This window comes from Streptacidiphilus carbonis (assembly GCF_000787775.1).
GTDB lineage: Bacteria > Actinomycetota > Actinomycetes > Streptomycetales > Streptomycetaceae > Streptacidiphilus > Streptacidiphilus carbonis.
This window is the reverse complement of record NZ_BBPM01000013.1, coordinates 59,289-80,519: the sequence shown is the minus strand read 5'-3', so window position 1 is coordinate 80,519 and position 21,231 is coordinate 59,289. Positions and strand designations below refer to the sequence as shown.

Sequence of the window (21,231 nt, the reverse complement as noted above, 5' to 3'; positions counted from 1 at the left end):
CGACCCCTCACCCGGGCCCAGTCCCCGGCCGCGGGCGCCCGCCGCATCGTCGTCGTCCGGGCCCTCACCCAGGCGGCGGATCCGTACGCCGCAGCGGGGATTCTGGCGGCCAGGGTGCGTGAGCGCGGGTAGCTGCTTGGCTGTTCGCGCAGTTCCCCGCGCCCCTTAGCAAGGGCAACCGGGCCAGTTGCAAACGTATAGGGGCGCGGGGAACTGCGCGAACAGCAACACCAGCTGAGGCGAGCGCTCAGCACTGACGTGCGGTAGCCGCCCCCGCGAGCCGCCGCAGAACCCGCCGGGCCTCCGGTTCCACCAGGGGGGCATCGTCCAAGGCGGTCAGAGCCTCCCCCCGCAGCGAGGCGATCCTCCGCTCCACCCGCTCAGGCGCCCCGCTCCGCACGATCGCCGCCCGCACCAACCCCACCTCGCGGTCGCTCAGCCCCGGCGCCCCCAGCAGCTCCTCCAGCAGCGCCGCGTCACCCGCCGTGCCCCCGGCCAGGGCCTCGGCCACCAGGACCGTCCGCTTCCCCTCCCGAAGGTCGTCGCCGGCGGGTTTCCCGGTGACGGCCGGGTCGCCGAAGACGCCCAGCAGGTCGTCCCGGAGCTGGAACGCCTCGCCCAGCGGCAGCCCGAACGCGCCGTAGGCGGCCGTCAGGGCCGCGTCCGCGCCGGCCAGCAGCCCGCCGATCTGGAGCGGGCGCTCCACGGTGTACTTCGCCGCCTTGTACTGCACCACGGTCCGCGCCCGGTCCACCGCGGTCTCCCGATCCGCCCCGGCGACCCCCGCAGTGGCCGGTTCCAGCAGGTCCAGGTACTGCCCGGCCATCACCTCGGTCCGCATCAGGTCGAACACCGGCTTGGCCCGGCGCACGGCCGCAAGCGGGAGCCCGCCGCCCCACAGGAGCTCGTCGCACCAGGCCAGCAGCAGATCGCCGAGCAGCACCGCGGAGGCGGCGCCGAACTGGGCGCCGTCCCCGCGCCAGCCCCGTTCCCGGTGCAGCGACTCGAAGCGGCGGTGCACCGACGGCACCCCGCGCCGGGTGTCGCTGCGGTCGATCAGATCGTCGTGTACCAGCGCGCTTGCCTGCAGCAGCTCCAACGCGGCCGCCGCGGCCACGACGCCGGCGTCGTCCGGACTGCCGCCCGCCCCGCGCCAGCCCCAGTAGCAGAAGGCCGGGCGCAGCCGCTTCCCGCCGCTGTCCAGGAAGTCCCGGACGGTGCCGGTGAGCGGGGCCAGCTGGGGCGACACGGTCGCCAGCACGGCCGCCTGGCCGTCCAGGAAGCCGTCCAGGGCCTGGTCCACCCGCGAACGCAGCCGTTCCTCGTCGACCGGGCTGCGCGGGACGCGGGCGCGGTCGAGCGGGGGGACGGGATGGGCGAGGGACACCGGCGGGCTCCGAGCGGGTACGGGAACAGCCAGCGTAACGCGGGGGACCCGGGGGGCCGGTGGGGCGTCCCCGCTCCGCGGCGGTATCAGTAGGTGGACGGACGTTTCGGAAACCCTCCGACCGGCCGCTAATCTGCCAGCATGGCCCTCGGTACCTCAAGTGTCCGGCACGACAGCAAGCCCTCCATCCGGGAGCTCCTGGCGGCGGGCAACCGGTCGTACTCCTTCGAGTTCATGCCGCCCCGCAGCGCGGAGGCGGAGGTCGGGCTGTGGAAGGCGATCCGGAGGCTGGAGGGCCTCGCGCCCACGTTCGTCTGCGTGACCTACGGCGCCGGCGGCTCCACCCGCGGCCGCACGATCAACATCACCGGGCGGATCACCCAGGAGACGACCCTCACACCGGTGGCCCACCTGACGGCGGTCGACCACAGTGTCGCCGAGCTGCGCAACATCCTCGGCCACTACGCCGACCAGGGTGTGCGCAATGTGCTCGCGCTGCGCGGGGACCCGCCGGGCGATCCGCTGGGGGAGTGGGTGAAGCACCCGCAGGGGCTGGAGTACGCGTCCGAGCTGGTGCGGCTGATCAAGGAGTCCGGGGACTTCTGCGTCGGTGTCGCCGCCTTCCCGGAGATGCACCCCCGGTCGAGGGACTGGGACGGGGACATCAGCCACTTCGTCGCCAAGTGCCGGGCCGGCGCCGACTACGCGATCACCCAGATGTTCTTCGACGTGGACGACTACCTGCGGTTCCGGGACCGGGTCGCGGCGGCCGGCTGCGACACCCCGATCATCCCGGAGATCATGCCGGTCACCTCGGTCCGCTCGCTGCAGCGCATCCCCACCCTCAGCAACGCGGTGATCCCGGCGCACTTCGCCGAGCAGCTGCTCGCGGCCGAGGACGACCCCAAGGCGGTGCGGGCGATCGGCATCGACTACGCCACCGCGATGTGCCGGCGGCTGATCGCCGAGGGCACCCCGGGGCTGCACTTCATGACCATGAACTTCTCGACGGTGACCACCGAGATCTATCAGAACCTCGGCCTGGACCGGCGGGGCTGACCGGTACCGTGGTGCGCAGGGGCACGGCCGTGTCCGATGCAGGCAGAGGTAGGTAAGCCCGTGGGAGTCATCGGACTTGCGGTGCTCTACGCCGCGTTCGCGCTGGTCGCGCTGTGGCTGCTGGGGGAGCTGCTGCTGCAGCACCGGGCCGCGCCCTACTGGCGGGTGCTGGCCCTGCTCGGCTTCCTCGCGCTGGTGGCGGGGGTGGCCAAGGGGTCGGTGCCGCTGATCGGCGGCGGGGTGGTGGCCTTCGGCGCGGGGCAGTACCTGGTGACCCGGTCGGTGAAGGCGGCCACCGGTACGCACTGGTCGCTCCGTTCCCCGGACGGGTCGCTGCCGGGGCCGCTGGCCGGAGTGCCGCTGCTGGCGGGCGTCTTCCCGGCCGGCGAGGCCGCGCCGGCCGGCACGGCGGAGGAGCGCGCGGTCCGGGTCGGCGAGGTCGGCCCGATCGAGGAGGCGCCGACGACGATCGCCTACGACCCCGCCGCCTTCGAGGAGGAGGCGGCCGGGGAGGAGTACCCCCAGCAGCAGCCGTACCCGGAGTACGTGCCGTCCCCGCAGCCCGGGACGCAGTACTCGGACGGGCAGTACCCGGACGGGCAGTACTCCGACGGGCAGTACTCGGACGGCCAGTACTCCGACGGGCAGTACGCCGAGGCCCGGTACGGCGACGGCGGCCGGTACGCCGAGACCCAGCAGTACGCCGGGTACCCGCAGCAGGACGGCGGCCGGCAGGACTACGGCTACCGGTTCCAGGAGTACCCCCAGCAGCCCGCGCACGCCCAGGGCCAGGATCAGGGCCAGGTCCAGTACGACGCCAACGGCTACCCGCTCCAGGCCGCCGAGCCGGAGCAGCAGTACGCCCCGCAGGCCGACTACTCCTACGGCTACGAGCAGTCGTACGAGCAGCAGCCGCAGGCCTACTACGACCCGCAGCACCAGTACGGCTACCCGCAGGAGCAGCAGCCCGCAGAGCAGCCGCAGTCGCAGCCGGCCGACGCCGGCACCTGGCAGCAGCAGTACGGCTGAGGCGGTCCCCGCCGGGCCCCGCTACGGGGTGCCGATCAGCTCCGCCGTGACGGCCGCCGACATCCCCACCCGGGCCAGCCCGCCGCCGGGGTGCGCCGCGCCGCCGACCAGGTAGAGGCCGGGCCTGGCGGTACGGTTGGGGGCCTGCAGCCACTCGCCGCCCGCCCCGGCCAGGGCGGGCCCGGGGACGGAGCCGCCGGCCGCGCCGGTCCAGGCCTCGGTGTCGGCCGGGGTCCGCACCTCCCGCCACAGCACCCGTTCACGCAGCCCAGGCGCGGCATGGCGGAGCACGGCGTCAGCGTAGGCCTCGGCGCGTCCGGCCGCCTTCCAGTCGAACCGGTCATGGGCCGGGACGGTCACCGTGAGCACGGCGGCCTCGTGGCCCTCGGGGGCGAGTGTCGGGTCGTCAGGTCGCAGCACCTGCACGGTGGGGCGTTCGCACAGCCGGGGCTCCGCGGAGAACAGCGCGTCCAACTCGTCCAGCCGGTCCGGGGCGTGCACCACGGTCCGGTGCGCCGTCCCGGCGGGACGCGCGCCGCGCAGCGCCAGCATGACGGTGAACCGGCCCGGGGAGCCGCCCGCGGCCGTGCTCCGCTCCAGCACGGTGTCGGCGACCACCACGTCGGCCTCCAGCTTGCTGCCGTCCGCCAGCAGCACCCCCTCGACCCGGTCGGCGCCGAGCAGTTGCTCCACCCGGGCGCCGAACCGGAGCTCCACCCGGCGCTGCTCGCAGCGGCGCAGCACCGCGTCGGCGAGGGCGCGCATCCCGCCGGTGACGTACCAGATGCCGAAGCTCTGCTCCATGTACGGGAGCACGGTCAGCGAGGCCGGGGCGCGGCGCGGGTCGAAGCCGAAGCGCAGCGCGTACTCGTCCAGCAGCGCGGCCAGCCCGGGGTGGCGCAGTTCGCGCTCGGCGACGTCGGCGAGGCCCTGCGGCGGCCGGGGCCTGCGGGCGAGGAGCCCGCGCCGGGGGGCCGGCGGCCAGGGGTAGGGGTCCTGGTGCAGGGCTGACGGGTCGTCCGGCAGCGGCTCCTCCAGCAGCGGGCGCCGGGTGGCCTCCCACACCGCCCGTCCGCGCTCCAGCAGTTCGCCCCAGCGCGTCCCGGCGCCGTCGCCCAGGGTCTCGTCCAGGGCCTGGACGACCCGGGCCCGGGAGGCGTTGGCCAGCTCGACCTGGGTGCCGTCCGGCAGCCGGTGAACACTGCCCGGCTCCACGGAGCGCAGCTCGACCTCGTCCTCCAGCCGGGTGCGGCCGGTCTTCAGCATCAGGTCGCGGTAGACGGCAGGCAGGGTGAGCAGGGTCGGGCCGGTGTCGAAGCCGAACCCCTCCCGCCGGAACTGCCCGACCATGCCGCCGTGGATGTCGCCGGCCTCGCACACGGTGACCCGGTGGCCCACCGTGGCCAGCCGCGCCGCCGCCGCGAGCCCGCCCATACCTGCGCCGATGACGACGATCCTTGCCATGGGCACTGATCCTATGCGCCCGCGACCGGTGGTCGGTCCGGTCGGTCCCGCACCCGCAGGCCGTCCATGATCAGGTCGATCAGCCGGTCCGCATCGATCTCCTTGCCCCGGTCGCAGGCCCAGGTGACGCCGCTGACCAGCGTCATCAGCTCCTTGATGTCGATGTCGGAGCGGATCTCGCCGCTCTCCTGGGCGCGGGCGAGCAGCTCCTCGGAGGTGCGGTGCAGCACCCAGGCCGGGGAGCTCTCCTTGAACTTGTCCTCCGGCGGGATCAACGCGCTGGAGAGCCCGCGGAACACCTGGACGTGCGCGACCAGCCGGCGCAGCCACATCCCGAGGGCCTCGACCGGGTCGGCCGCCACCCGCAGCGGTTCGGCCTCGGTGAGCACCGACGCCATCCACCGCTGCAGCACCGCGTCGATCAGGTCCTGCCGGACCGGGAAGTGCCGGTAGAGGGTGCCCGGGCCGACGCCGGCCCGCTTGGCGATGTCGTCGAGCGAGGCGTCCGCGCCGTGCTCCAGGAACGCCTCGGTGGCGACCTGGACCAGCCGCTCGTAGTTGCGGCGGGCGTCGGCGCGCATCGGGCGGCCGGGCGGAGCCGGCGGGGGCGGCGGGGGCGCGGTCATGGTTCATCCCAGGGTTGATAAACGGAGAGTATCTCCGTATCGTCGTTCATGGAACCGGAGAATCTCTCCGTTTATGTTCCCTTCCTCGTCATGACCTCATGGGAGAGCCATGCCCGAGAACATCATCGCTCCAGTCAGGGCCTCTACCCAAGAAGCCCGTTCCGATCCGCCGCGCCAGGGCCTCGCCCTCGCGGTAATCCTCACCTGCCAGTTGATGGTCATCCTCGACGCCACCGTGGTCTCCATCGCCCTCCCCGGCATCCAGCGCACCCTGCACTTCTCGCCCGCCGGGCTGTCCTGGGTGCAGAACATCTACCTGCTCGCCTTCGGCGGCCTGCTGCTGCTCGGCGGCCGGGCCGGCGACATCCTCGGCCGGCGCCGGCTGCTCACCGGCGGGATCGCCCTGTTCACCCTGGCCTCGCTGCTCGGCGGGCTGGCCACCACGCCGACCATGCTGCTGATCGCCCGCGCCGCCCAGGGCGTCGGCGCGGCCGTGGCGGCGCCCAGCACCCTGGCCCTGATCATCAGCACCTACCAGGACACCGAGCGGCGGGCCCGGGCCATCGGGCTCTACTCCAGCATGTCGGCCGGCGGCGCCGCCGTCGGGATGATCGTCGGCGGAGTGCTGACCTCGGCCTTCTCCTGGCGGTCCGTCATGTTCATCAACATCCCGTTCGGGCTGGCGGTGGTGCTGCTCGCGCCCAGGCTGATCCGCGAGCCCGAGCGCCACCGCAGCCGCTTCGACCTGCCGGGCGCGGTCACCGCCACCCTCGGCAGCACCGCGCTGGTCTACGGCTTCATCCGGGCCGCCACGGCGGGCTGGAGCGCCGGCTCCACGCTGGGCTGCTTCGCCGCCGCGGTGCTGCTGCTGGCCGGCTTCACCCTGATCGAGTCCCGGACCGCGCAGCCGCTGCTGCCGCTGCACCTGCTCAGGGAGCGCACCCGCGGCGGCGGCTACCTGGCCATGCTGATGCTGGCCTCGGCGATGTTCGGGATGTTCTTCTTCGTCACCCAGTACCTGCAGAACGTCCTCGGCTACAGCGCCCTGCAGACCGGCGGCGCGTTCCTGCCGCTGGCGGTGCTGATCTTCGTGGGCGCGCGGACCGTCCCCCGGCTGGTGCCCAGGACCGGCGCCCGGCCCTTCCTCCTCGGGGCCCCGCTGCTGCTGGGCTCGGGGCTGCTGCTGCTCACCCGGGTCACCGGGGACACCGCCTTCGCCCCCGGCATCCTGGTGCCGATGCTGCTGTTCGGCGTGGGCGCGGGCTGCACCATGGTTCCGCTGAGCCTGACCATCCTGGCCGGGGTCCGGCCGCAGGAGTCCGGTGCGGCCTCGGGCACCCTGCAGACCATGCAGCAGATGGGCGGCGCACTGGGCACCGCGGTGCTGCTGACGGTGTTCACTTCGGCCACCCGGCACCCCGGCGGCCGCAGTCCGCACGCCGTGTTCGCACACGGGGTGGACGAGGCCATGGGGATGGCGGCGGTGTTCATCGGCGTCGCCCTGCTGCTGATCGTCGCCGTCATCCGCCCCGGCGGACGCCCGCGTCCTGAAGCGGGAGCGCCCGCTGCGACCGGCGCTCCCGGCGCCGGCGCCAGAAGCGGCGGATCCGGGAGAAGGTGAAGCCGACGATCAGGATCCCGACCAGCAGCAGCACCCCGGCGATGATCGCCGCCGGCACCGGGTGGAACAGCGCCAGCGTCACCAGGCCCGCGACCGAGAACTCCTCGAACAGGCTGACCAGGATGTTGCTGAACGGCTCGGGGGAGGTGTTCACCCCCATCCGGATCCCGCTCTTGACCAGATGGCTGACCAGCGCGGTGGTGCCGCCCATGGCCGCGGCGGCGAGCGAGGCCAGCGAGTCGTGCGCGTGCCCGGCCAGCAGCGCGGCGACCACGGCGCCGGCCACCGGGCGGATCACCGTGTGCACCGCGTCCCAGGCCGAGTCCACATAGGGGATCTTGTCGGCGACCACCTCGCACAGGCACAGCAGCGCGGCGGCCACCAGCACGTCGGTCCGCTCCAGGCCCGGCGGGACGCTGCTGACGCCGTCGAAGCGGCCGAACAGGCCGAGCAGCAGCACCACGGCGTAGGCGTTGATCCCGCTGGCCCAGCTGCTGGTGAAAATCAGTGGAACGACCGACACGATGAATCCCCCTTGCAGGCTCACCGTATCGGACGCCACCGACAACGGCCCCGTTCCCCCGGCCGATCTCTGAGTACGGGTACTCAGTCGTACCCATGCCGGCGGATGAGTAGGAGCGCGGATACCCCACGACCTGCGCAAAGGGCAGAGTGTGGAGCACGCCAGGCACTGCACCGCCGACACGGGGCGGCGGAGCAGGAGCCCGGCCAGGCGGCACGACACGTCGCCGAGCGGTCCGGGGGGATCGACGGGGGACCGGAACGGGGGATCGGGGGGATCAACGGGGGAGCGGAGTGGGGCGGTGCCTGCACGCCGGCGGAGGGTTCCGCCGGGACGCAGACACCGTCCCTTCTCCGTTGCCGGCCCGGGGCGGTCGTCGCCGGCCGAGGCTGTTCAGAGCAGCGAGAACTCCACCGGCACCGGCGCCCCGGCCCCGGCCGCGCGTGCCGCGGCCAGCCGGCGGACGGCCTCGCGGGAGACCTCGGGCGGCTGGGCGTAGGGGAGCCGGACGAAGCGCTCCAGCACCCCGTCCACACCGAAGCGCGGGCCGGAGCCGATCCACACGCCGAAGGCCTGGGCCGCCGCGGCCAGCGCGCTGCCGCCGATGCCGCCGTCCTCGGTGCGCACCCAGAGCGAGTGGCCGCCCTGCGGCAGCCGGAAGGTCCAGTCGGGCAGCTCCGTGCGCACCGCGGCGGCCAGCGCGTCCCGCTGCTCGCTGACCCGGCGCCGCTGGAACTCCAGCACCTCCGGCAGGAACTCGGCGAGCAGATGACGGACCGCCAGCTGCTCCACCACCGGCGAGCAGACGTCCAGGCTGGCCCGGTCGCCGGCGAGCCGGCGGATCAGGTCGGGCGCCGCCCTGATCCAGCCGATCCGCAGGCCGCCCCAGAAGACCTTGCCGGCCGAGCCGATGGTGATCGCGGTGCCGGTGCGGTCGAAGGCCGCCAGCGGGAGCACCGGCGGGGTGTCCTCGTCGATCGCCGTCTCGGCCATGGTCTCGTCCACGATCAGCCGGGTACCGGTGGCCCGGGCCAGCGCGACCAGCTCACGGCGCTGCTGATCGGGCATCAGCAGGCCGGTGGGGTTCTGGAAGTCGGGTATGACATAGGCCAGCGCCGGCGCGGCCTCGCGCAGGGTGCGGCTCCACGCCTCCATCGACCAGCCGTCCTCCTCCATCGGTACCGGCACCGCGCGGCCGCCCATGAAACGGATCGCCTGGAGCGCGTTGGCATAGCTGGGGGACTCCACCGCGATCCGCTCGGCCGGCCCGAGCAGGGCGCGCAGCAGCAGCGTCAGCGCCCCGGTCGCGCCGGTCGTGATCATGATCTGCTCGGGCCCGGTGGGCAGCCCTCGCTCGGCGAAGCGCTCGGCGACCGCCTCCCTGAGCACCTGCAGCCCGGCCGGGAAGTCGCCGTGGGTGCGGGTGTAGGCGGGCAGTTCGGCGACGGCGGCGGTCATCGCCCGGGTGATCCACGGCTCGGCGGCCGGGAGCGCGGCCACCCCGAGGTCGATCACCCCGCCCCGGTCGGTGGGGAACGGCGAGAGCCCGGCCACCGGCATCGGCCGCCCGTCGGGCAGCGCGGTCCAGCTGCCCGAACCGCGACGGCTCAACAGAAAGCCCTCCTCGCGCAGCAGTTCATAGGCGGCCGCGACGGTGGTCCGGCTCAGGCCCAGCGCCGTGCACAGCTCCCGCTCGGCCGGGAGCCGGGTCTCCACCGGGACTCTTCCGTCCAGCACCAGCGTGCGCAGCGACCCGGCCAGCGCGCGGTAGGCGGGTTCGCGCGGGCGCTGCCAATCGCCGAGGGCGCGGTCCAGTTGGGCCGCGCCGATGGAGGAGCGAACGGTCACGACCAGTCCACCTTTCGCTGATTGGCCCTGGAGGGCAGGTCCACTTTCCTCCAGAGTGGCAGGAGACCCGAAGAATCCCAAGGGGGACCGCCCGTGAATCTGACCCGCCGCCTCGTCCAGCTCTACGCAGGCCTCGTCCTCTACGGGGCGAGCATGGCGCTGCAGATCCGCGCAGCGCTGGGGCTGGACCCGTGGGACGTGTTCCACCAGGGCCTCGCCAAGCACATCGGGCTGTCCTTCGGCACCATCACCATGATCGTCGGCGCCGCCGTGCTGCTGCTGTGGATACCGCTGCGGCAGCGTCCGGGGCTGGGCACGATCAGCAATGTCTTCGTCATCGGACTGTCCGTGGACGCGGCGCTCTCGCTGCTCCCCACCCTGCACAGCGTCCCGGTGCGGATCGTGGTGCTGATGGCCGGGATCGTGCTCAACGGCATCGCCGGCGGCCTCTACATCGGCGCTCGCTTCGGCCCCGGCCCGCGCGACGGCCTGATGACCGGCTTCTGCCGCCGGACCGGACGCTCCGTCAGGCTGGTGCGCACCACCATCGAGGTGACCGTGCTGGTGGTCGGGATGCTCATGGGCGGCAGCGTCGGCGTGGGCACCGTCGCCTATGCGCTGGCCATCGGGCCGCTGGTGCAGATCTTCCTGCCGCTGTTCACGGTGAAGGAGCGGCGGACACCGGCGCAGGAGCCTGCGGCACCCGCGGCCGCACCGGCCGGCGAGCCCGCAGCGGTCGGCTGAGACCGCCTCCACCCCGTCCAGCCCCGCCGCCGCCTCCTCGCGGCGCGGGGCTGCTTCGCGTCGCGGCAGTTCCCCGTCGAACGGTCGAACTGCCGCACCGGGCGGCGCCTGCCGGATGCCCGGGCCGGATTGTCAGTGGTGGGGTGCAGCATGGCGTTGAGGGTCCGACCTCGGGTGTGCGGCATCGACCGTGCGGCATTGGCTGTGCGGCATTGACGCAGGCCCGCGGATGGGGGCTACTCTGAGGTTGTTGTTCGAACATAGATTCGAATGAGGGTCGAGGCGGAGAAAGGGAGGTGGCTGCGATGGCGGGGACGACGGCAGATGTGATCGAGGTCAGGGGCGGCCAGGAGCAGCCCGAGCACTTCCTCTGGCGGAACCGGGTCTACGCCGTGCGCGCGGTGCTCGGCCACTGGACCGGGCGCCGCGAGGTGTGGCGGGTGCAGGCCAGCCCCGGCCGCTGCTTCGACACCGACGTGTACGACCTCAGCCTCGACCGCGCCGCCGGGCGCTGGACTCTCACCCGTACGCCCGCACCACGTACGCCGACGCCCGCCTGACGGCCGGATTCGAACGGGAGGACTGAACGAGCCATGAGCGACAAGGTGATCCCCACAGCACAGGTGCTGCAACTGCCGCTGCAGTCGGCCGGCTCCAGCCAACCGTCCGGCGGCCCGGCCCGTCCGGCCGGTGCCCTCGAATCCGCGGCCAGGCCCTACCGCCCGCCCTCGGACGTCCATCCGGTGCTGCGGCGGGCCGGGGCGCCGCCGGCCGCGCTGGACCTGCTGGCCCAGGCCTACCGGGGGCTGGACGAGGCCCGGAGCATGGAGGGCCCGCTGGAGAGATACGCGGTGGCCCACCTGGCCGCGCTGCGGGCCTCGGCCGCCGTGCTCGCGGTGCGCGGGGTACCGGAGGAGGGCCCGCGCAAGCGCGGCCGGATCCGCAGCGCCTGGGAGGTCCTGCCGGAGGTCGCCCCGGAGCTGGCCGAGTGGGCCGTCTACTACGCCGCGGGCGCCCCCAAGCGCGCCGCGGCGGAGGCCGGCATCGCCTCGGCCGCGACCATGCGCGACGCCGACGACCTGATCCGCAACACCGCGCTCTTCGTCCGCATGGTCCAGCGGCTGGTCGCGCTCAACCCGGTCCGCACCGCGAAGCCTTCGGAAGAGCCCGGCGACCAGCGCGCGGTCTAAGGTTGGGTCCAGTCAGATCAAGCATCTGTCCCAGGTCCAGCATCTTCCGAGGAGCCCCTCCGTGTACCCGACGCGCCCCCGCAGTTCTCTCCGGACCGCCGTGGTGTGGGAGGTGGTGCGCGCTGCTCTCGACCGCCGGGCGGAGGAGCTGGGGCGGCCGGTGCTGGACGTGCTCGACACCGGTGGCGGCACCGGCAACTTCGCCGTGCCGGTGGCCCGGCTCGGGCACCGGGTGACCGTGGTCGACCCCAGCCCCGACGCGTTGTTCGCGCTGGAGCGGCGGGCCGCCGAGGCCGGCGTGACCGATCTGGTCCGGGCCCTGCAGGGGGACACCCAGACCCTCTCCGACCTGGTCGAGCCGGACAGCGTCGACGCGGTGCTCTGCCACGGGGTGCTGGAGGTCGTGGACGACCCGGCCGAGGCGCTCGGCCAGCTCACCGCAGGCCTGCGCAAGGGCGGCCTGGTCAGCCTGCTGGCGGCGAACCGCAACGGCGCCGTGCTGGCCAGGGCCATCGCCGGCCACTTCACCGAGGCCCGTACCGCCCTGGGGGATCCGGACGGGCGCTGGGGCGGCCACGACCCGATGCCCCGCCGCTTCACCGTCGACGAGCTGCGCGCGCTGGCCGGGGGCGCCGGACTGCGGGTCGCCGAGGTGCACGGGATCCGGATCTTCGCCGACCTGGTCCCCGGGGTGCTGGTGGACACCGAGCCCGGCGCGGTCGAGGCGCTGCTCGCCCTGGAGCAGGCGGCCGCGGCCGACCCCGCCTTCCACACGGTGGCCACCCAGCTGCATGTGCTGGCCGAGCTGGACTGAGGTGCTCCGGAGCACTCCGGAGGTTCACGGCGGACCCGGAAACTTCGGTACCGCTCCGCCCGTTCTAGGGATGGCTCCGATGGCGCACCGTGCCCCAAAAAGGCACGGTCGACCGTATGATTCGGGTAAAGCCAGCAAGGCATGACAGACCTGCCGGTGGGGCATACGCAACACAAGCGGGATCCAGGGAGGACTGTCTGTCCTGACGGGGACGGCGGCGGTCGCCAGCAGCGACCAGAGTAGGAGGACGACGTGCCGCTCTCGGAGCACGAGCAGCGTCTGCTCGAGCAGATGGAGCGAGCGCTGTACGCCGAGGACCCCAAGTTCGCGACAGCGCTTGAAGGTACGGGCCTGCGAGCCCGTAGCCGCCGTACGGTCTACGCGGCCGGGGCAGGATTCGTCGTGGGTGTCGCCCTGCTCATGGGTGTCGCCGTCACCGGGCTCTGGTGGATGGGCGTGGTCGGCTTCGCAGTGATGCTCGCCTGTGCCGCGGTCGCCGTCACCGCCTGGCGCCGGGCCCCCAGGATCGGCGTCGCCGACCCGCGCACCGGGGCGCCGATGCGCCGGCGCAAGTCGGGCGTGGTCGACCGCATGGAGCAGCGCTGGCAGCGCCGCCACGACGAGCAGCGCGGGGCCTGACCAGTAGGAAGCGGGAGACGGACAGTGGGGCCGGGGCCCGGCAGCGGAAGCTGCCGGGCCCCGGCCCCACTGTCACTGCCCCGTCACTGCTCCTCGCCGTCCGCGGCCCGGCGCCTGCGCGCCCGTTCCACCAGGGACTGCCGGGCCTCCCGCAGCCCGCGGACCAGCCGGGCCGAGGACGGCGGGAAGAGCACGGCGCGGATCCGCACGGAGCGGCGGGCCGAGGCCCGCAGCCCGTTCCGCACCGCCCTGACGTCCTGCCGCAGCGCGGTCGGCGGATCCGCCCTGGGCGCGTACAGCACCTGCTCGGTGGCCAGCGCCAGCCGTCCCGCGGCCGCCCTGGGCTCCTGCTCCAGGCCGCCCAGTTCGACGATCCTGGCCACGGTGCGCCGGGGCGTCTCCGCCTCGTCCGGGGGGATGCCGAGGTCCCAGGCGGAGTCGATCATCTCCCGCCAGACCGAGAGCACCTGCTGGTCGCTCAGTTCGAGGCCGCCGCCATCGCGGCCGGTGCGGGGGGAACCCGAAGAGACTCCGGAGGCACCGGAGGCACCGGAGCCCGCAGAGGCACCGGGGCGGCCGGGGCCGCGCGGTCCGCGCCGACGCAGTCTGCGGCTGCGGGCCCGCAGCCGCCACAGCATCGGCGTGAGCAGCAGCAGGACCAGCAGCCCGGCCAGCGCCAGTCCGGCCAGTTCCAGCGGGGTGAACGAAGCCGAGGCGGCCTTGACGCCGACCGACCCGGTGCCGGTGTCCTCACCGCAGAAGCCGGCCCGCTGCTTCTGGAGCGGGCAGGCGGCGCTGGAGCCGGCGGTCGGGCCGGTGCTCACGCTGGGCGCTGCGCTCGCCGTGGTGGCGACGGAGGTGCCGCCGGAGGTGGTGACCACGGTGTAGTCGGGGGTGAAGCCCACATGCGGGGTGGGCTCGAAGCGCAGCCAGCCCACCCCGGCGAAGTAGAGCTCGGGCCAGGCGTGGGCGTTCTTGGTGCCGACCTTCCAGCTGCCGTCCGGCTGCTGCTCACCGGGGGTGAAGCCGATGGCGACCCGGGCCGGGATGCCCAGCGAGCGGGCCATCGCGGCCATCGTCCCGGCGAAGTGGACGCAGAAGCCCTTCCGGTTGCGCAGGAAGTCCACCATGGCGTTGCTGCTGGTGTCGTCCTTGACGGTGGTGTCGTAGCTGAAGCCGCCGGTCGTGGTGAACCAGTTCTGCAGGGCCACCGCCTTGTCGTAGGCGGTGCCGGCCCCGTGGGTCACCGAGACTGCGGTGTCGTGGATCACCGCGGGGAAGCCCTTCGGCAGCGTCGTGTAGTTTTTGACGATGTCCGCGGGGGGCGACCCGGCCGTCCTGAGCGCGTCCTCGCTCGGTTCCAGCGCCAGGCTGTTCACGGTGTACTGCAGGCCGCCCGCGTTCTGGCCGGCGTCACCGATCAGGGTCCGGCCCTCGGGCTCGTACTTCCAGTCGCCGGGCACCTGGACCGAGCTGGCCGGGTAGGGCATCGGCAGCCACTGCTGGACGTAGCCGGACTGGGTGCTGACCTTGGTCTGCACCGCCAGCTGCGGCGTGTTGTTGGCCAGGCCGGACGGGTAGGGCAGCGGGTTGGGCACCGACTGGACCTGGTGCTCGCTGGGGGTCCAGGCGACCCCGTTGAAGGCGTCCAGGTCGACGATCCGCAGGTACTGGTCGCCGGGGCTGTTGGCGCTGGTGGTGTAGGTGAGGATGTTGACGTTGACGCTCTTGTTGAGCGAAGCGCCCAGCGAGGCCAGCGGGTTGACGGCGGTGATGATGTTGCCGTCCGCGCCGATCCCGCCGCCGTGGCCGATCTTTCCGACCAGGCCGCTGCCCAGGCCGGGCAGGGCCAGCGGCAGCAGCAGTCCGATGGCCAGGGCGGCCCCGGCGATCCGGTAGCCGGTGCTGCTGAGCGGGTTGCCGCCGGTGGTCCCGGCCAGGGTGGCCGGGGTGCCGTGGAAGACCCGGCCCCAGCGGGACAACCGGTCCTGGCCCTCGGCCATCAGCAGCGACAGGTAGCCGAAGGCGGACAGCAGGAAGTACAGCCACAGCGCGCCGTGCGGATGCAGCCCGGTGCCGACCGAGTACAGCGCCAGCAGCGGCAGCCCGGCCAGCGCCACCCGCTGGTAGGTGGCCACCAGCAGGTCCACCACCAGGGCGATCAGCACCACCGAGCCGACCAGGATCAGCCGCAGTCCCTGATGCGCCGGGGCCGGGGCCGCGTACTGGCCCATGTCGGTGATGCCGTCGCTGATCTCGCCGGTCAGTGTCTGCCAGGCGCCGGGGCCCGGCAGCAGGCCGCCGACGGCGGTGCTGCTCGCGTACATCAGCGTCAGCAGCAGCACGATCAGCAGCAGTTGGGCCACCGGGACCAGCGGTCGCGGCACCGCGAGCCGGCGCAGCCCCAACCCGGCGGAGGTGACCAGCACGATCACGAACCCGGCCTGGACCAGCCAGTACGCGGGGGAGACCAGCGGCCACAGGCACAGCGCCGTCAGCAGCGTCGCGGCGGCGCCGGAGAATGCGATCCGGGTACGCCCGTTCATCGGATGCCTCCGTGGCTACCCCCGGCTTGAGCCGGGGGAGGAATGGGACTGCCCACTGTGGGGGGCAGGGGGCGGTGGTGATTCGCCGTCAAGGCGGACCACTCGTGAGTCACTCTCCCGGGGGACTCCCTGGTAGGCGGTGCATCCGTAGCGTGGCCGTCGCCTGGGCGGTGGTAGCCAAGCCGTCTGGGTCTACCTCCGGGCTGGAGGGATGTCAGGTCTGTGGAGCTGGCGTAAGGCTGCTGGGCGTACCAACGTCCCTGGCCGTTGATTCGGGGCAGCTGCTGTCGTTGAAGCAGAAAGCTCGACCCGCGAGGGAAGAATCCCCCTGCTTCGGCTGGGGGGGATGTCAAGCCGGGTCCCTCTCTGCCGGGACTGCGTGCTGGAGCGGTTCGGCCGGCCGGAACGATTCGGCCGGCTGGAACGCCGACCCGGTGACGGATGACCGGTCGGACCGCCGCCACAGGTCCGGCAGCGAGTCGCCGGAGCGGGCCGCGAGCACGTTCCATCCCGCCTCGCGGAGCAGCCGGACCTGCTCGTCGCCGGCGGGGGCGGCGTTGGCGCCGCTGCCGCCGGACCCGGCCGGGGCGGCCGCCCCGGCGGCCTGTCCGCGCAGGGTCCAGCTGGGGCTGTCCAGCAGCACCGCGACCGCGGTCGCGGTGCGCCTGCGCAGCCGGGAGAGCTCGGCCAACTGTTCGTCGTCCAGCGATCCGAGCAGCGCGACCACCAGGCCCTCGCCGCCGAGCCTGAGCACCTCCTCGGCCGGGGCCAGGCCCTGGCCCTCGGACAGCTGCACCATGGCCAGGGTGTCCAGCAGCAGCCCCGCCGCCTCCTCGGAGGCGCCGCCGAGGCCGCTGCCGCCGGCCCCGGTCACCGCGTCCCCGGTGTCGGTCAGCAGGCGCACGGCGTAGCCGCGCTCCAGCAGGTGCAGGCTGATCGAGGCGGCGGCGCTGACGGCCCATTCGAACGAGGACGCCGGGCCGTTGCCGCGGTGGCCGAGCGCCCGGGTGTCCAGCAGCACGGTGGCCCGGCTGCGCAGCGGCTGCTCCTCGCGACGGACCATCAGTTCGCCGTACTTGGCGGTGGAGCGCCAGTGCACCCGGCGCAGATCGTCGCCGTGCCGGTACTCGCGCGGCACCACGTCGTCCTCGCCGGCCAGGGCGACCGCCCTGGAGTGGCTGTCGCCGTAGCCGGTCCACTCGCCGGTCAGCTTGACCGGGCTCAGCGGCTGGACCTGGGGGACCACCGTGAGAGTGTCCGAGGCGGTGAACGAGCGGGTCAGCTCGCACAGCCCGAACGGGTCGCCGAGGCGCAGCTGCAGCGGGCCTAGCGGATAGCGTCCGCGCAGGTCGGAGCGGACCCGGTAGGACACCTCGCGGTGCCCGCGCGGCTCCACCCGGTCCAGCACGAAGCGCGGGCGCGGCCCGAGCACGTAGGGGACCTTGTCCTCCAGCATCAGCAGCCCGGTGGGCACCCGGGAGACGTTGTCGACCCGCAGGTGCACCCTGGCCTCCTGCCCGGCCGGGGCGCGCGAGGGCGACAGCCGCCGCCCGCTGGCGACCCGGTACCGGGTGCGCATCAGCATCGCCACACTGACCAGCGGCAGCGCCGCGAGCAGCAGCGCGATCTTCAGCAGGGCCGGCTGGCCGAGCAGGTAGGCGCAGAGCGCGGCGGTGATCCCGGCCGCCAGGAAGGAGCGCCCGCGGGTGGTCAGCCCGCGCATGCCGGTGCGGAAACTGCTGCCCGTGGCCGCCCGGGGGGGCGGCGTGGTGGGCGGCACCTCAGCGCGCCGGGTGCGGGATGGGCAGCTGGAGCACCAGGTCGCGGACGACCTGCTCGGTGCTGCGCCGGCCGAGCACGGTCTCCGCGGTGGGCAGCAGCCGGTGCGCCAGCACCGGGACGGCCAGCGCCTGCAGGTCGTCCGGGATGACGTACTCGCGGCCGTCCAGCGCCGCGGCGGCGCGGGCGGCCCGCAGCAGGTGCAGGGTGGCCCGGGGTGAGGCGCCCAGGCGCAGCTCCGGCGAGGTGCGGGTGGCGGCGACCAGGGCGACGGCGTAGCGGCGCAGCTCGTCGGCGACATGGACCCGGCGGACCGCGTCGATCAGCTTCACCACGTCGTCGGCGTGCGCGACCGGCCGCAGGTCGGCGACCGGGGAGGCCCCGCCGTGGACGTCCAGCATCTGCAGCTCGGCCTCGGCGCTGGGGTAGCCGATGGAGATCCGGCACATGAAGCGGTCGCGCTGGGCCTCGGGGAGCGGGTAGGTGCCCTCCATCTCGATCGGGTTCTGGGTGGCCACCACCATGAACGGGGTCGGCAGCGGGTAGCTGGTCCCGTCGACGGTGACCTGTCCCTCCTCCATCGACTCCAGCAGCGCCGACTGGGTCTTCGGCGAGGCGCGGTTGATCTCGTCGCCGACCACGATCTGCGCGAAGATCGCGCCCGGCTTGAACTCGAAGTCCCTGCGGGTCTGGTCGAACACGCTGGTGCCGGTGATGTCGGAGGGCAGCAGGTCGGGGGTGAACTGGATCCGGCGCACGGTGCAGTCCACCGACCGGGCCAGCGCCTTGGCCAGCAGGGTCTTGCCGACCCCCGGCACGTCCTCGATCAGCAGGTGGCCCTCGGCCAGCAGCACGGTCAGAGCCAGCCGCACCGCCTCCGGCTTGCCCTCCAGCACGCTCTCCACGGACGCGCGTACGCGTTCGACGACGGCGCCCAGTTCGGCGGCCGGCAGCACCCCTCCTGCCTGGTGGTCCAGACTGGTGTGCTCGTTGAAGGTGGTCACCCGGTTACTCCTCGGCCCGTGTACGGGGCCATGACCTCACCCCGGTCCGGGCCCCTCCGTGTGCGTCGACACGGCAGATGCATTGTTCCCTGTTCGGACCGACTACGTCACTCGACCGGACGAATAGGACCTCAATGTTCCCGTTATTCGTCCGTTATGGACCAGTTATCCGACGCGCAGGAGGGGCGCTGACCCTATGTCATGGTTTGATCAGAGGCGGAATCGGCTCGGATCAGGGGTGGACCTCGCGGAGCAGGCCGGTGGTGACGTCGAAGACGAAGCCGCGGATGTCGTCGTGGTGCAGCAGGAACGGCGAGGTGCGGACCCGGGCCATCGACTGGCGGACGTCCTGGTCCAGGTCGGTGAAGGACTCCAGGGCCCAGGACGGCTTGATCCCGACCTCCTCCTCCAGCTCGCGCCGGAAGTCCTCGGTGAGACTGAGCAGACCGCAGCCGGTGTGGTGGATCAGCGCTATCGACCGGGTGCCCAGCCCGCGCTGGCTGACGGTGAGTGAGCGGATGGTGTCGTCGGTGACCACGCCGCCCGCGTTGCGGATGACGTGGCAGTCGCCCAGGTTCAGGCCGAGCGCGGCGTGGACGTCCAGCCGGGCGTCCATACAGGTGACCACCGCGACACGCTGGACCGGACGGGCGTCCATGCCGCCGTCGCGGTAGGCGGTGGCGTAGTCGCGGTTGCGGGCCACGAAGCTGTCGATGATGGAGGGAGCCGCCTCGGCGGACGCATCGGCCTGGGGGTGCGGCAGGTCGGGAGTCGTGGTCATACCCCTGACGTTAGTGGGAATCAGCGCTGCTGACAGCGGTCGACGGGGGCGCGCGGCAGCGCTGTGACGCACTGCATACGCGTACGGACCGCCGCCGGGGCCGCCGGACCGGCAGGGGCACGGGCTGCGCCGGCGGCTCTGCTCCATTCGCGTGATCTTCCCGGCGGAGGGGTGGTGCGGTGGTCGCGCACCGGCGTGGCGCACCGCTCGGCGCTCTCGGAAAACGCAGGCTGACCTGCAGGTTAATCGGCGTGCGCCGGGGGGCGTGCGCCGTCGCATCCGATTGACCGGGGGACGTCGTGGAGTAAAGTGACGCGACGTTCGGCGCAGGGTTCCCACAACGGCGCAGAACGCTTCTCCTCACCCGCACGACGCGCACGTACCGGCCCGGCCTCCACCCGCTCCGTACCCGCTGCCGCCCCTTCCCCGGTGGCAGAGGGTTCCTTCCCCAAGGCGAGCGGGCGGGGACCAGGCGGCACGTGCAGCCCTATGAGAGGTACCCATTGAGCAGCGGCCCGGAGGCCAAGCACGTCCCGGTGATGCTCCAGAGGTGCCTGGACGTCCTCGCCCCCGCGCTGACCGCCCCCGGCGCGGTCGTGGTGGACGCCACGCTGGGGCTCGGCGGCCACAGCGAGGCGCTGCTGCGCAGCTTCCCCGAGGCCCGGCTGGTCGCCGTCGACCGCGACCCCTCGGCGCTGCGGCTGGCGGGGGAGCGGCTGGCCCCCTTCGGAGAGCGCGCGACCCTGGTGCACGCCGTCTACGACGAGATCCCGCAGGTGCTGGCCGACCTCGGCATCGAGCAGATCCAGGGCGCGCTGTTCGACCTGGGCGTGTCCTCGATGCAGCTGGACGAGGCCGACCGCGGCTTCGCCTACGCCCAGGACGCCCCGCTGGACATGCGGATGGACCAGACGACGGGCATCAGCGCCGCCGAGGTGCTGAACACCTACTCGCACGGCGATCTGGCCCGGATCCTCAAGGTCTACGGCGAGGAGCGGTTCGCCGGGAAGATCGCCTCGGTGATCCTGCGCGAGCGCGAGCGGGAACCGTTCAGCAACAGCGCGCGTCTGGTGGAACTGGTGCGCAATGCCATTCCCGCGGCGACCCGCCGTACCGGCGGCAATCCGGCGAAGCGCACCTTCCAGGCCCTGCGGATCGAGGTCAACGGGGAGCTCTCGGTCCTGGAGCGCGCCATCCCCGGCGCCCTGGACGTGCTCGCCGTCAGCGGCCGGATCGCCGTCATGTCGTACCACTCGTTGGAGGACCGGCTGGTCAAGCAGTTCTTCGCGGCGGGTGCGACGGCCACGGCGCCGCCCGGCCTGCCGATCGTCCCGGAGGAGCACCAGCCCCGGCTGAAGCTGCTCACCCGGGGAGCGGAACAGGCGACGGAGCAGGAAATCGCTGAGAACCGCCGCGCCACACCGGTGCGACTGCGCGCGGCGGAGAGAATCAGAGCGTCCGTCAGCAAGGGGTAGCAAACGGCGCAGCGAAGGAGCGGATGCAGGTGGCTCTCGGAAGAGTCGCGGGGAGGACCGCCCCCGCACGCCGCCGTGCCGCGGCCTCGGTCTCGGCGGCCCGACGCACGGCGGGCCGCCGACCGGGCGGCCGCGGCTCGGCCGGGCGCGGCCCGTTCGCGGTGCTGGTGGTGCTGATACTCGCGGGCGGCCTGATCGCGCTGCTGGTGCTGAACACCGCCCTGAACCAGGGCTCCTTCACCCTCACCCGGCTGCAGACGCGGACCAGCCAGCTGACCGACGAACGGCAGGGGCTGCAGCAGCAGATCGGCGCCTGGTCGGCGCCTGACGCACTGTCGGCGCGGGCCCGCCAGCTGGGGATGGTGCCCGGCGGCAACCCGGCCTTCCTGCGCGACGACGGCACGGTCCAGGGCAGCCCGACCCCGATCGCGGCGGCCGCGGTGCCGCCGGTGGCGCAGCCGACCGCGAGCCCGTCGGCCGGCCCGAGCGCCGGTGCGAGCGCCCACCCCAGTGCCGGCCCGAGCGGCACGGCGAAGGCCACGACCACCGCCAAGGCCGGCGCGAGTGCCGGTGCCAGTGCCGACGCCGCCAAGCCGGGCCTGAAGCCCGCCGCCAAGGCATCCAGCACGCCGACTTCCAGCACGCCGACTTCCAGCACGCCGACCTCCAGCACGCCGACCGGCACCGCCCACTGACGGGGAG

At 73.3% G+C, this 21,231-nt stretch carries 19 protein-coding genes; 10 read left to right on the top strand and 9 right to left on the bottom strand.

Features of this window, described 5'->3' with window-relative positions; translation table 11 throughout:
- Nucleotides 1-247 precede the first annotated feature (247 nt).
- Nucleotides 248-1,387 carry a polyprenyl synthetase family protein gene (locus tag TR46_RS12700; protein ID WP_042398767.1) on the bottom strand — a complete coding sequence of 380 codons (1,140 nt, stop codon included), beginning with the start codon at nucleotides 1,385-1,387 and terminating at the stop codon, nucleotides 248-250.
- A gap of 141 nt (nucleotides 1,388-1,528) precedes the next feature.
- On the opposite strand from TR46_RS12700, the gene metF reads away from it, so the two are divergent.
- Together metF and TR46_RS12690 are read left to right on the top strand one after the other, a co-directional pair.
- Nucleotides 1,529-2,446 carry a methylenetetrahydrofolate reductase [NAD(P)H] gene (gene metF / locus TR46_RS12695; RefSeq protein WP_042398755.1) on the top strand — a complete coding sequence of 306 codons (918 nt, stop codon included), beginning with the start codon at nucleotides 1,529-1,531 and terminating at the stop codon, nucleotides 2,444-2,446.
- Nucleotides 2,447-2,506: 60 nt separating this feature from the next.
- Nucleotides 2,507-3,475 carry a hypothetical protein gene (locus TR46_RS12690; protein ID WP_042398752.1) on the top strand — a complete coding sequence of 323 codons (969 nt, stop codon included), beginning with the start codon at nucleotides 2,507-2,509 and terminating at the stop codon, nucleotides 3,473-3,475.
- Nucleotides 3,476-3,496: 21 nt separating this feature from the next.
- Here the strand turns inward: TR46_RS12690 and TR46_RS12685 are convergent, their stop codons facing one another.
- A complete protein-coding gene (locus tag TR46_RS12685; RefSeq protein WP_084718388.1) occupies nucleotides 3,497-4,939 on the bottom strand; it encodes a phytoene desaturase family protein in 1,443 nt (480 codons plus the stop codon).
- Between the two features lie 11 nt (nucleotides 4,940-4,950).
- Nucleotides 4,951-5,565, bottom strand: coding sequence for a TetR/AcrR family transcriptional regulator (locus tag TR46_RS12680; RefSeq protein WP_042398744.1), 615 nt, complete (start codon nucleotides 5,563-5,565; stop codon nucleotides 4,951-4,953).
- A 109-nt stretch (nucleotides 5,566-5,674) separates the two neighbouring features.
- Here TR46_RS12680 and TR46_RS12675 point away from each other — a divergent pair, with 109 nt between their 5' ends.
- Nucleotides 5,675-7,186 carry an MFS transporter gene (locus TR46_RS12675; protein WP_042398742.1) on the top strand — a complete coding sequence of 504 codons (1,512 nt, stop codon included), beginning with the start codon at nucleotides 5,675-5,677 and terminating at the stop codon, nucleotides 7,184-7,186.
- On the opposite strand, the gene TR46_RS12670 is transcribed toward TR46_RS12675, so the two are convergent.
- Together TR46_RS12670 and yczR are read right to left on the bottom strand one after the other, a co-directional pair.
- Complete coding sequence (locus tag TR46_RS12670) at nucleotides 7,086-7,709, bottom strand: DUF4126 domain-containing protein (RefSeq protein ID WP_042398740.1); 624 nt, start codon at nucleotides 7,707-7,709, stop codon at nucleotides 7,086-7,088. The two genes, TR46_RS12675 and TR46_RS12670, sit on opposite strands and share 101 nt — an antisense overlap.
- Nucleotides 7,710-8,102: 393 nt before the next feature.
- Complete coding sequence (gene yczR / locus TR46_RS12665; protein WP_042398737.1) at nucleotides 8,103-9,557, bottom strand: MocR-like transcription factor YczR; 1,455 nt, start codon at nucleotides 9,555-9,557, stop codon at nucleotides 8,103-8,105.
- Nucleotides 9,558-9,650: 93 nt separating this feature from the next.
- Here yczR and yczE point away from each other — a divergent pair, with 93 nt between their 5' ends.
- The 5 genes from yczE to TR46_RS12640 all read left to right on the top strand — a co-directional run bounded on the left by yczE (nucleotide 9,651) and on the right by TR46_RS12640 (nucleotide 12,944).
- A complete protein-coding gene (gene yczE, locus TR46_RS12660; protein WP_042398735.1) occupies nucleotides 9,651-10,301 on the top strand; it encodes a membrane protein YczE in 651 nt (216 codons plus the stop codon).
- Nucleotides 10,302-10,606: 305 nt separating this feature from the next.
- A complete protein-coding gene (locus TR46_RS12655; protein WP_042398730.1) occupies nucleotides 10,607-10,861 on the top strand; it encodes a DUF6504 family protein in 255 nt (84 codons plus the stop codon).
- Nucleotides 10,862-10,894: 33 nt separating this feature from the next.
- Nucleotides 10,895-11,491, top strand: a complete 597-nt coding sequence (locus TR46_RS12650; protein WP_084718387.1) for an SAV_6107 family HEPN domain-containing protein — start codon at nucleotides 10,895-10,897, stop codon at nucleotides 11,489-11,491.
- A 61-nt stretch (nucleotides 11,492-11,552) separates the two neighbouring features.
- Complete coding sequence (locus TR46_RS12645; RefSeq protein ID WP_042398728.1) at nucleotides 11,553-12,305, top strand: methyltransferase domain-containing protein; 753 nt, start codon at nucleotides 11,553-11,555, stop codon at nucleotides 12,303-12,305.
- Between the two features lie 252 nt (nucleotides 12,306-12,557).
- Nucleotides 12,558-12,944 (top strand): SCO2097 family morphological protein, encoded by a 387-nt coding sequence (locus TR46_RS12640; protein ID WP_042398724.1) that lies wholly within the window; start codon nucleotides 12,558-12,560, stop codon nucleotides 12,942-12,944.
- 83 nt (nucleotides 12,945-13,027) lie between these two features.
- Here TR46_RS12640 and TR46_RS12635 read toward each other — a convergent pair whose 3' ends face one another.
- The 4 genes from TR46_RS12635 to TR46_RS12620 all read right to left on the bottom strand — a co-directional run bounded on the left by TR46_RS12635 (nucleotide 13,028) and on the right by TR46_RS12620 (nucleotide 18,931).
- On the bottom strand, nucleotides 13,028-15,490 hold the full coding sequence (locus TR46_RS12635) for a transglutaminase TgpA family protein (protein WP_042398721.1): 2,463 nt from the start codon (nucleotides 15,488-15,490) through the stop codon (nucleotides 13,028-13,030).
- Between the two features lie 349 nt (nucleotides 15,491-15,839).
- On the bottom strand, nucleotides 15,840-17,213 hold the full coding sequence (locus TR46_RS12630; protein ID WP_084718404.1) for a DUF58 domain-containing protein: 1,374 nt from the start codon (nucleotides 17,211-17,213) through the stop codon (nucleotides 15,840-15,842).
- 58 nt (nucleotides 17,214-17,271) lie between these two features.
- A complete protein-coding gene (locus tag TR46_RS12625) occupies nucleotides 17,272-18,273 on the bottom strand; it encodes an AAA family ATPase (RefSeq protein ID WP_042398718.1) in 1,002 nt (333 codons plus the stop codon).
- Nucleotides 18,274-18,505: 232 nt separating this feature from the next.
- Nucleotides 18,506-18,931 (bottom strand): beta-class carbonic anhydrase, encoded by a 426-nt coding sequence (locus TR46_RS12620; RefSeq protein WP_439654355.1) that lies wholly within the window; start codon nucleotides 18,929-18,931, stop codon nucleotides 18,506-18,508.
- Nucleotides 18,932-19,593: 662 nt separating this feature from the next.
- On the opposite strand from TR46_RS12620, the gene rsmH reads away from it, so the two are divergent.
- Both rsmH and ftsL read left to right on the top strand, forming a co-directional pair.
- Nucleotides 19,594-20,529: a 16S rRNA (cytosine(1402)-N(4))-methyltransferase RsmH gene (gene rsmH, locus TR46_RS12615; protein ID WP_042399014.1), complete on the top strand. Its 936-nt coding sequence runs from the start codon at nucleotides 19,594-19,596 to the stop codon at nucleotides 20,527-20,529.
- Between the two features lie 29 nt (nucleotides 20,530-20,558).
- The gene (ftsL, locus tag TR46_RS12610) at nucleotides 20,559-21,224 is read left to right on the top strand and encodes a cell division protein FtsL (RefSeq protein WP_052432749.1); all 666 of its coding nucleotides are present in this window, start codon (nucleotides 20,559-20,561) and stop codon (nucleotides 21,222-21,224) included.
- Nucleotides 21,225-21,231 lie beyond the last annotated feature (7 nt).

Excerpts from the sequence above, each read along its gene's own strand:
- metF (WP_042398755.1), top strand. The coding sequence starts at position 1,529 with ATGGCCCTCGGTACCTCAAGTGTCCGGCACGACAGCAAGCCCTCCATC.
- TR46_RS12685 (WP_084718388.1), bottom strand. The coding sequence starts at position 4,939 with ATGGCAAGGATCGTCGTCATCGGCGCAGGTATGGGCGGGCTCGCGGCG.
- TR46_RS12680 (WP_042398744.1), bottom strand. The coding sequence starts at position 5,565 with ATGACCGCGCCCCCGCCGCCCCCGCCGGCTCCGCCCGGCCGCCCGATG.
- TR46_RS12675 (WP_042398742.1), top strand. The coding sequence starts at position 5,675 with ATGCCCGAGAACATCATCGCTCCAGTCAGGGCCTCTACCCAAGAAGCC.
- TR46_RS12655 (WP_042398730.1), top strand. The coding sequence starts at position 10,607 with ATGGCGGGGACGACGGCAGATGTGATCGAGGTCAGGGGCGGCCAGGAG.
- TR46_RS12650 (WP_084718387.1), top strand. The coding sequence starts at position 10,895 with ATGAGCGACAAGGTGATCCCCACAGCACAGGTGCTGCAACTGCCGCTG.
- TR46_RS12635 (WP_042398721.1), bottom strand. The coding sequence starts at position 15,490 with ATGAACGGGCGTACCCGGATCGCATTCTCCGGCGCCGCCGCGACGCTG.
- TR46_RS12630 (WP_084718404.1), bottom strand. The coding sequence starts at position 17,213 with ATGCGCGGGCTGACCACCCGCGGGCGCTCCTTCCTGGCGGCCGGGATC.
- TR46_RS12620 (WP_439654355.1), bottom strand. The coding sequence starts at position 18,931 with ATGGACGCCCGTCCGGTCCAGCGTGTCGCGGTGGTCACCTGTATGGAC.
- rsmH (WP_042399014.1), top strand. The coding sequence starts at position 19,594 with ATGCTCCAGAGGTGCCTGGACGTCCTCGCCCCCGCGCTGACCGCCCCC.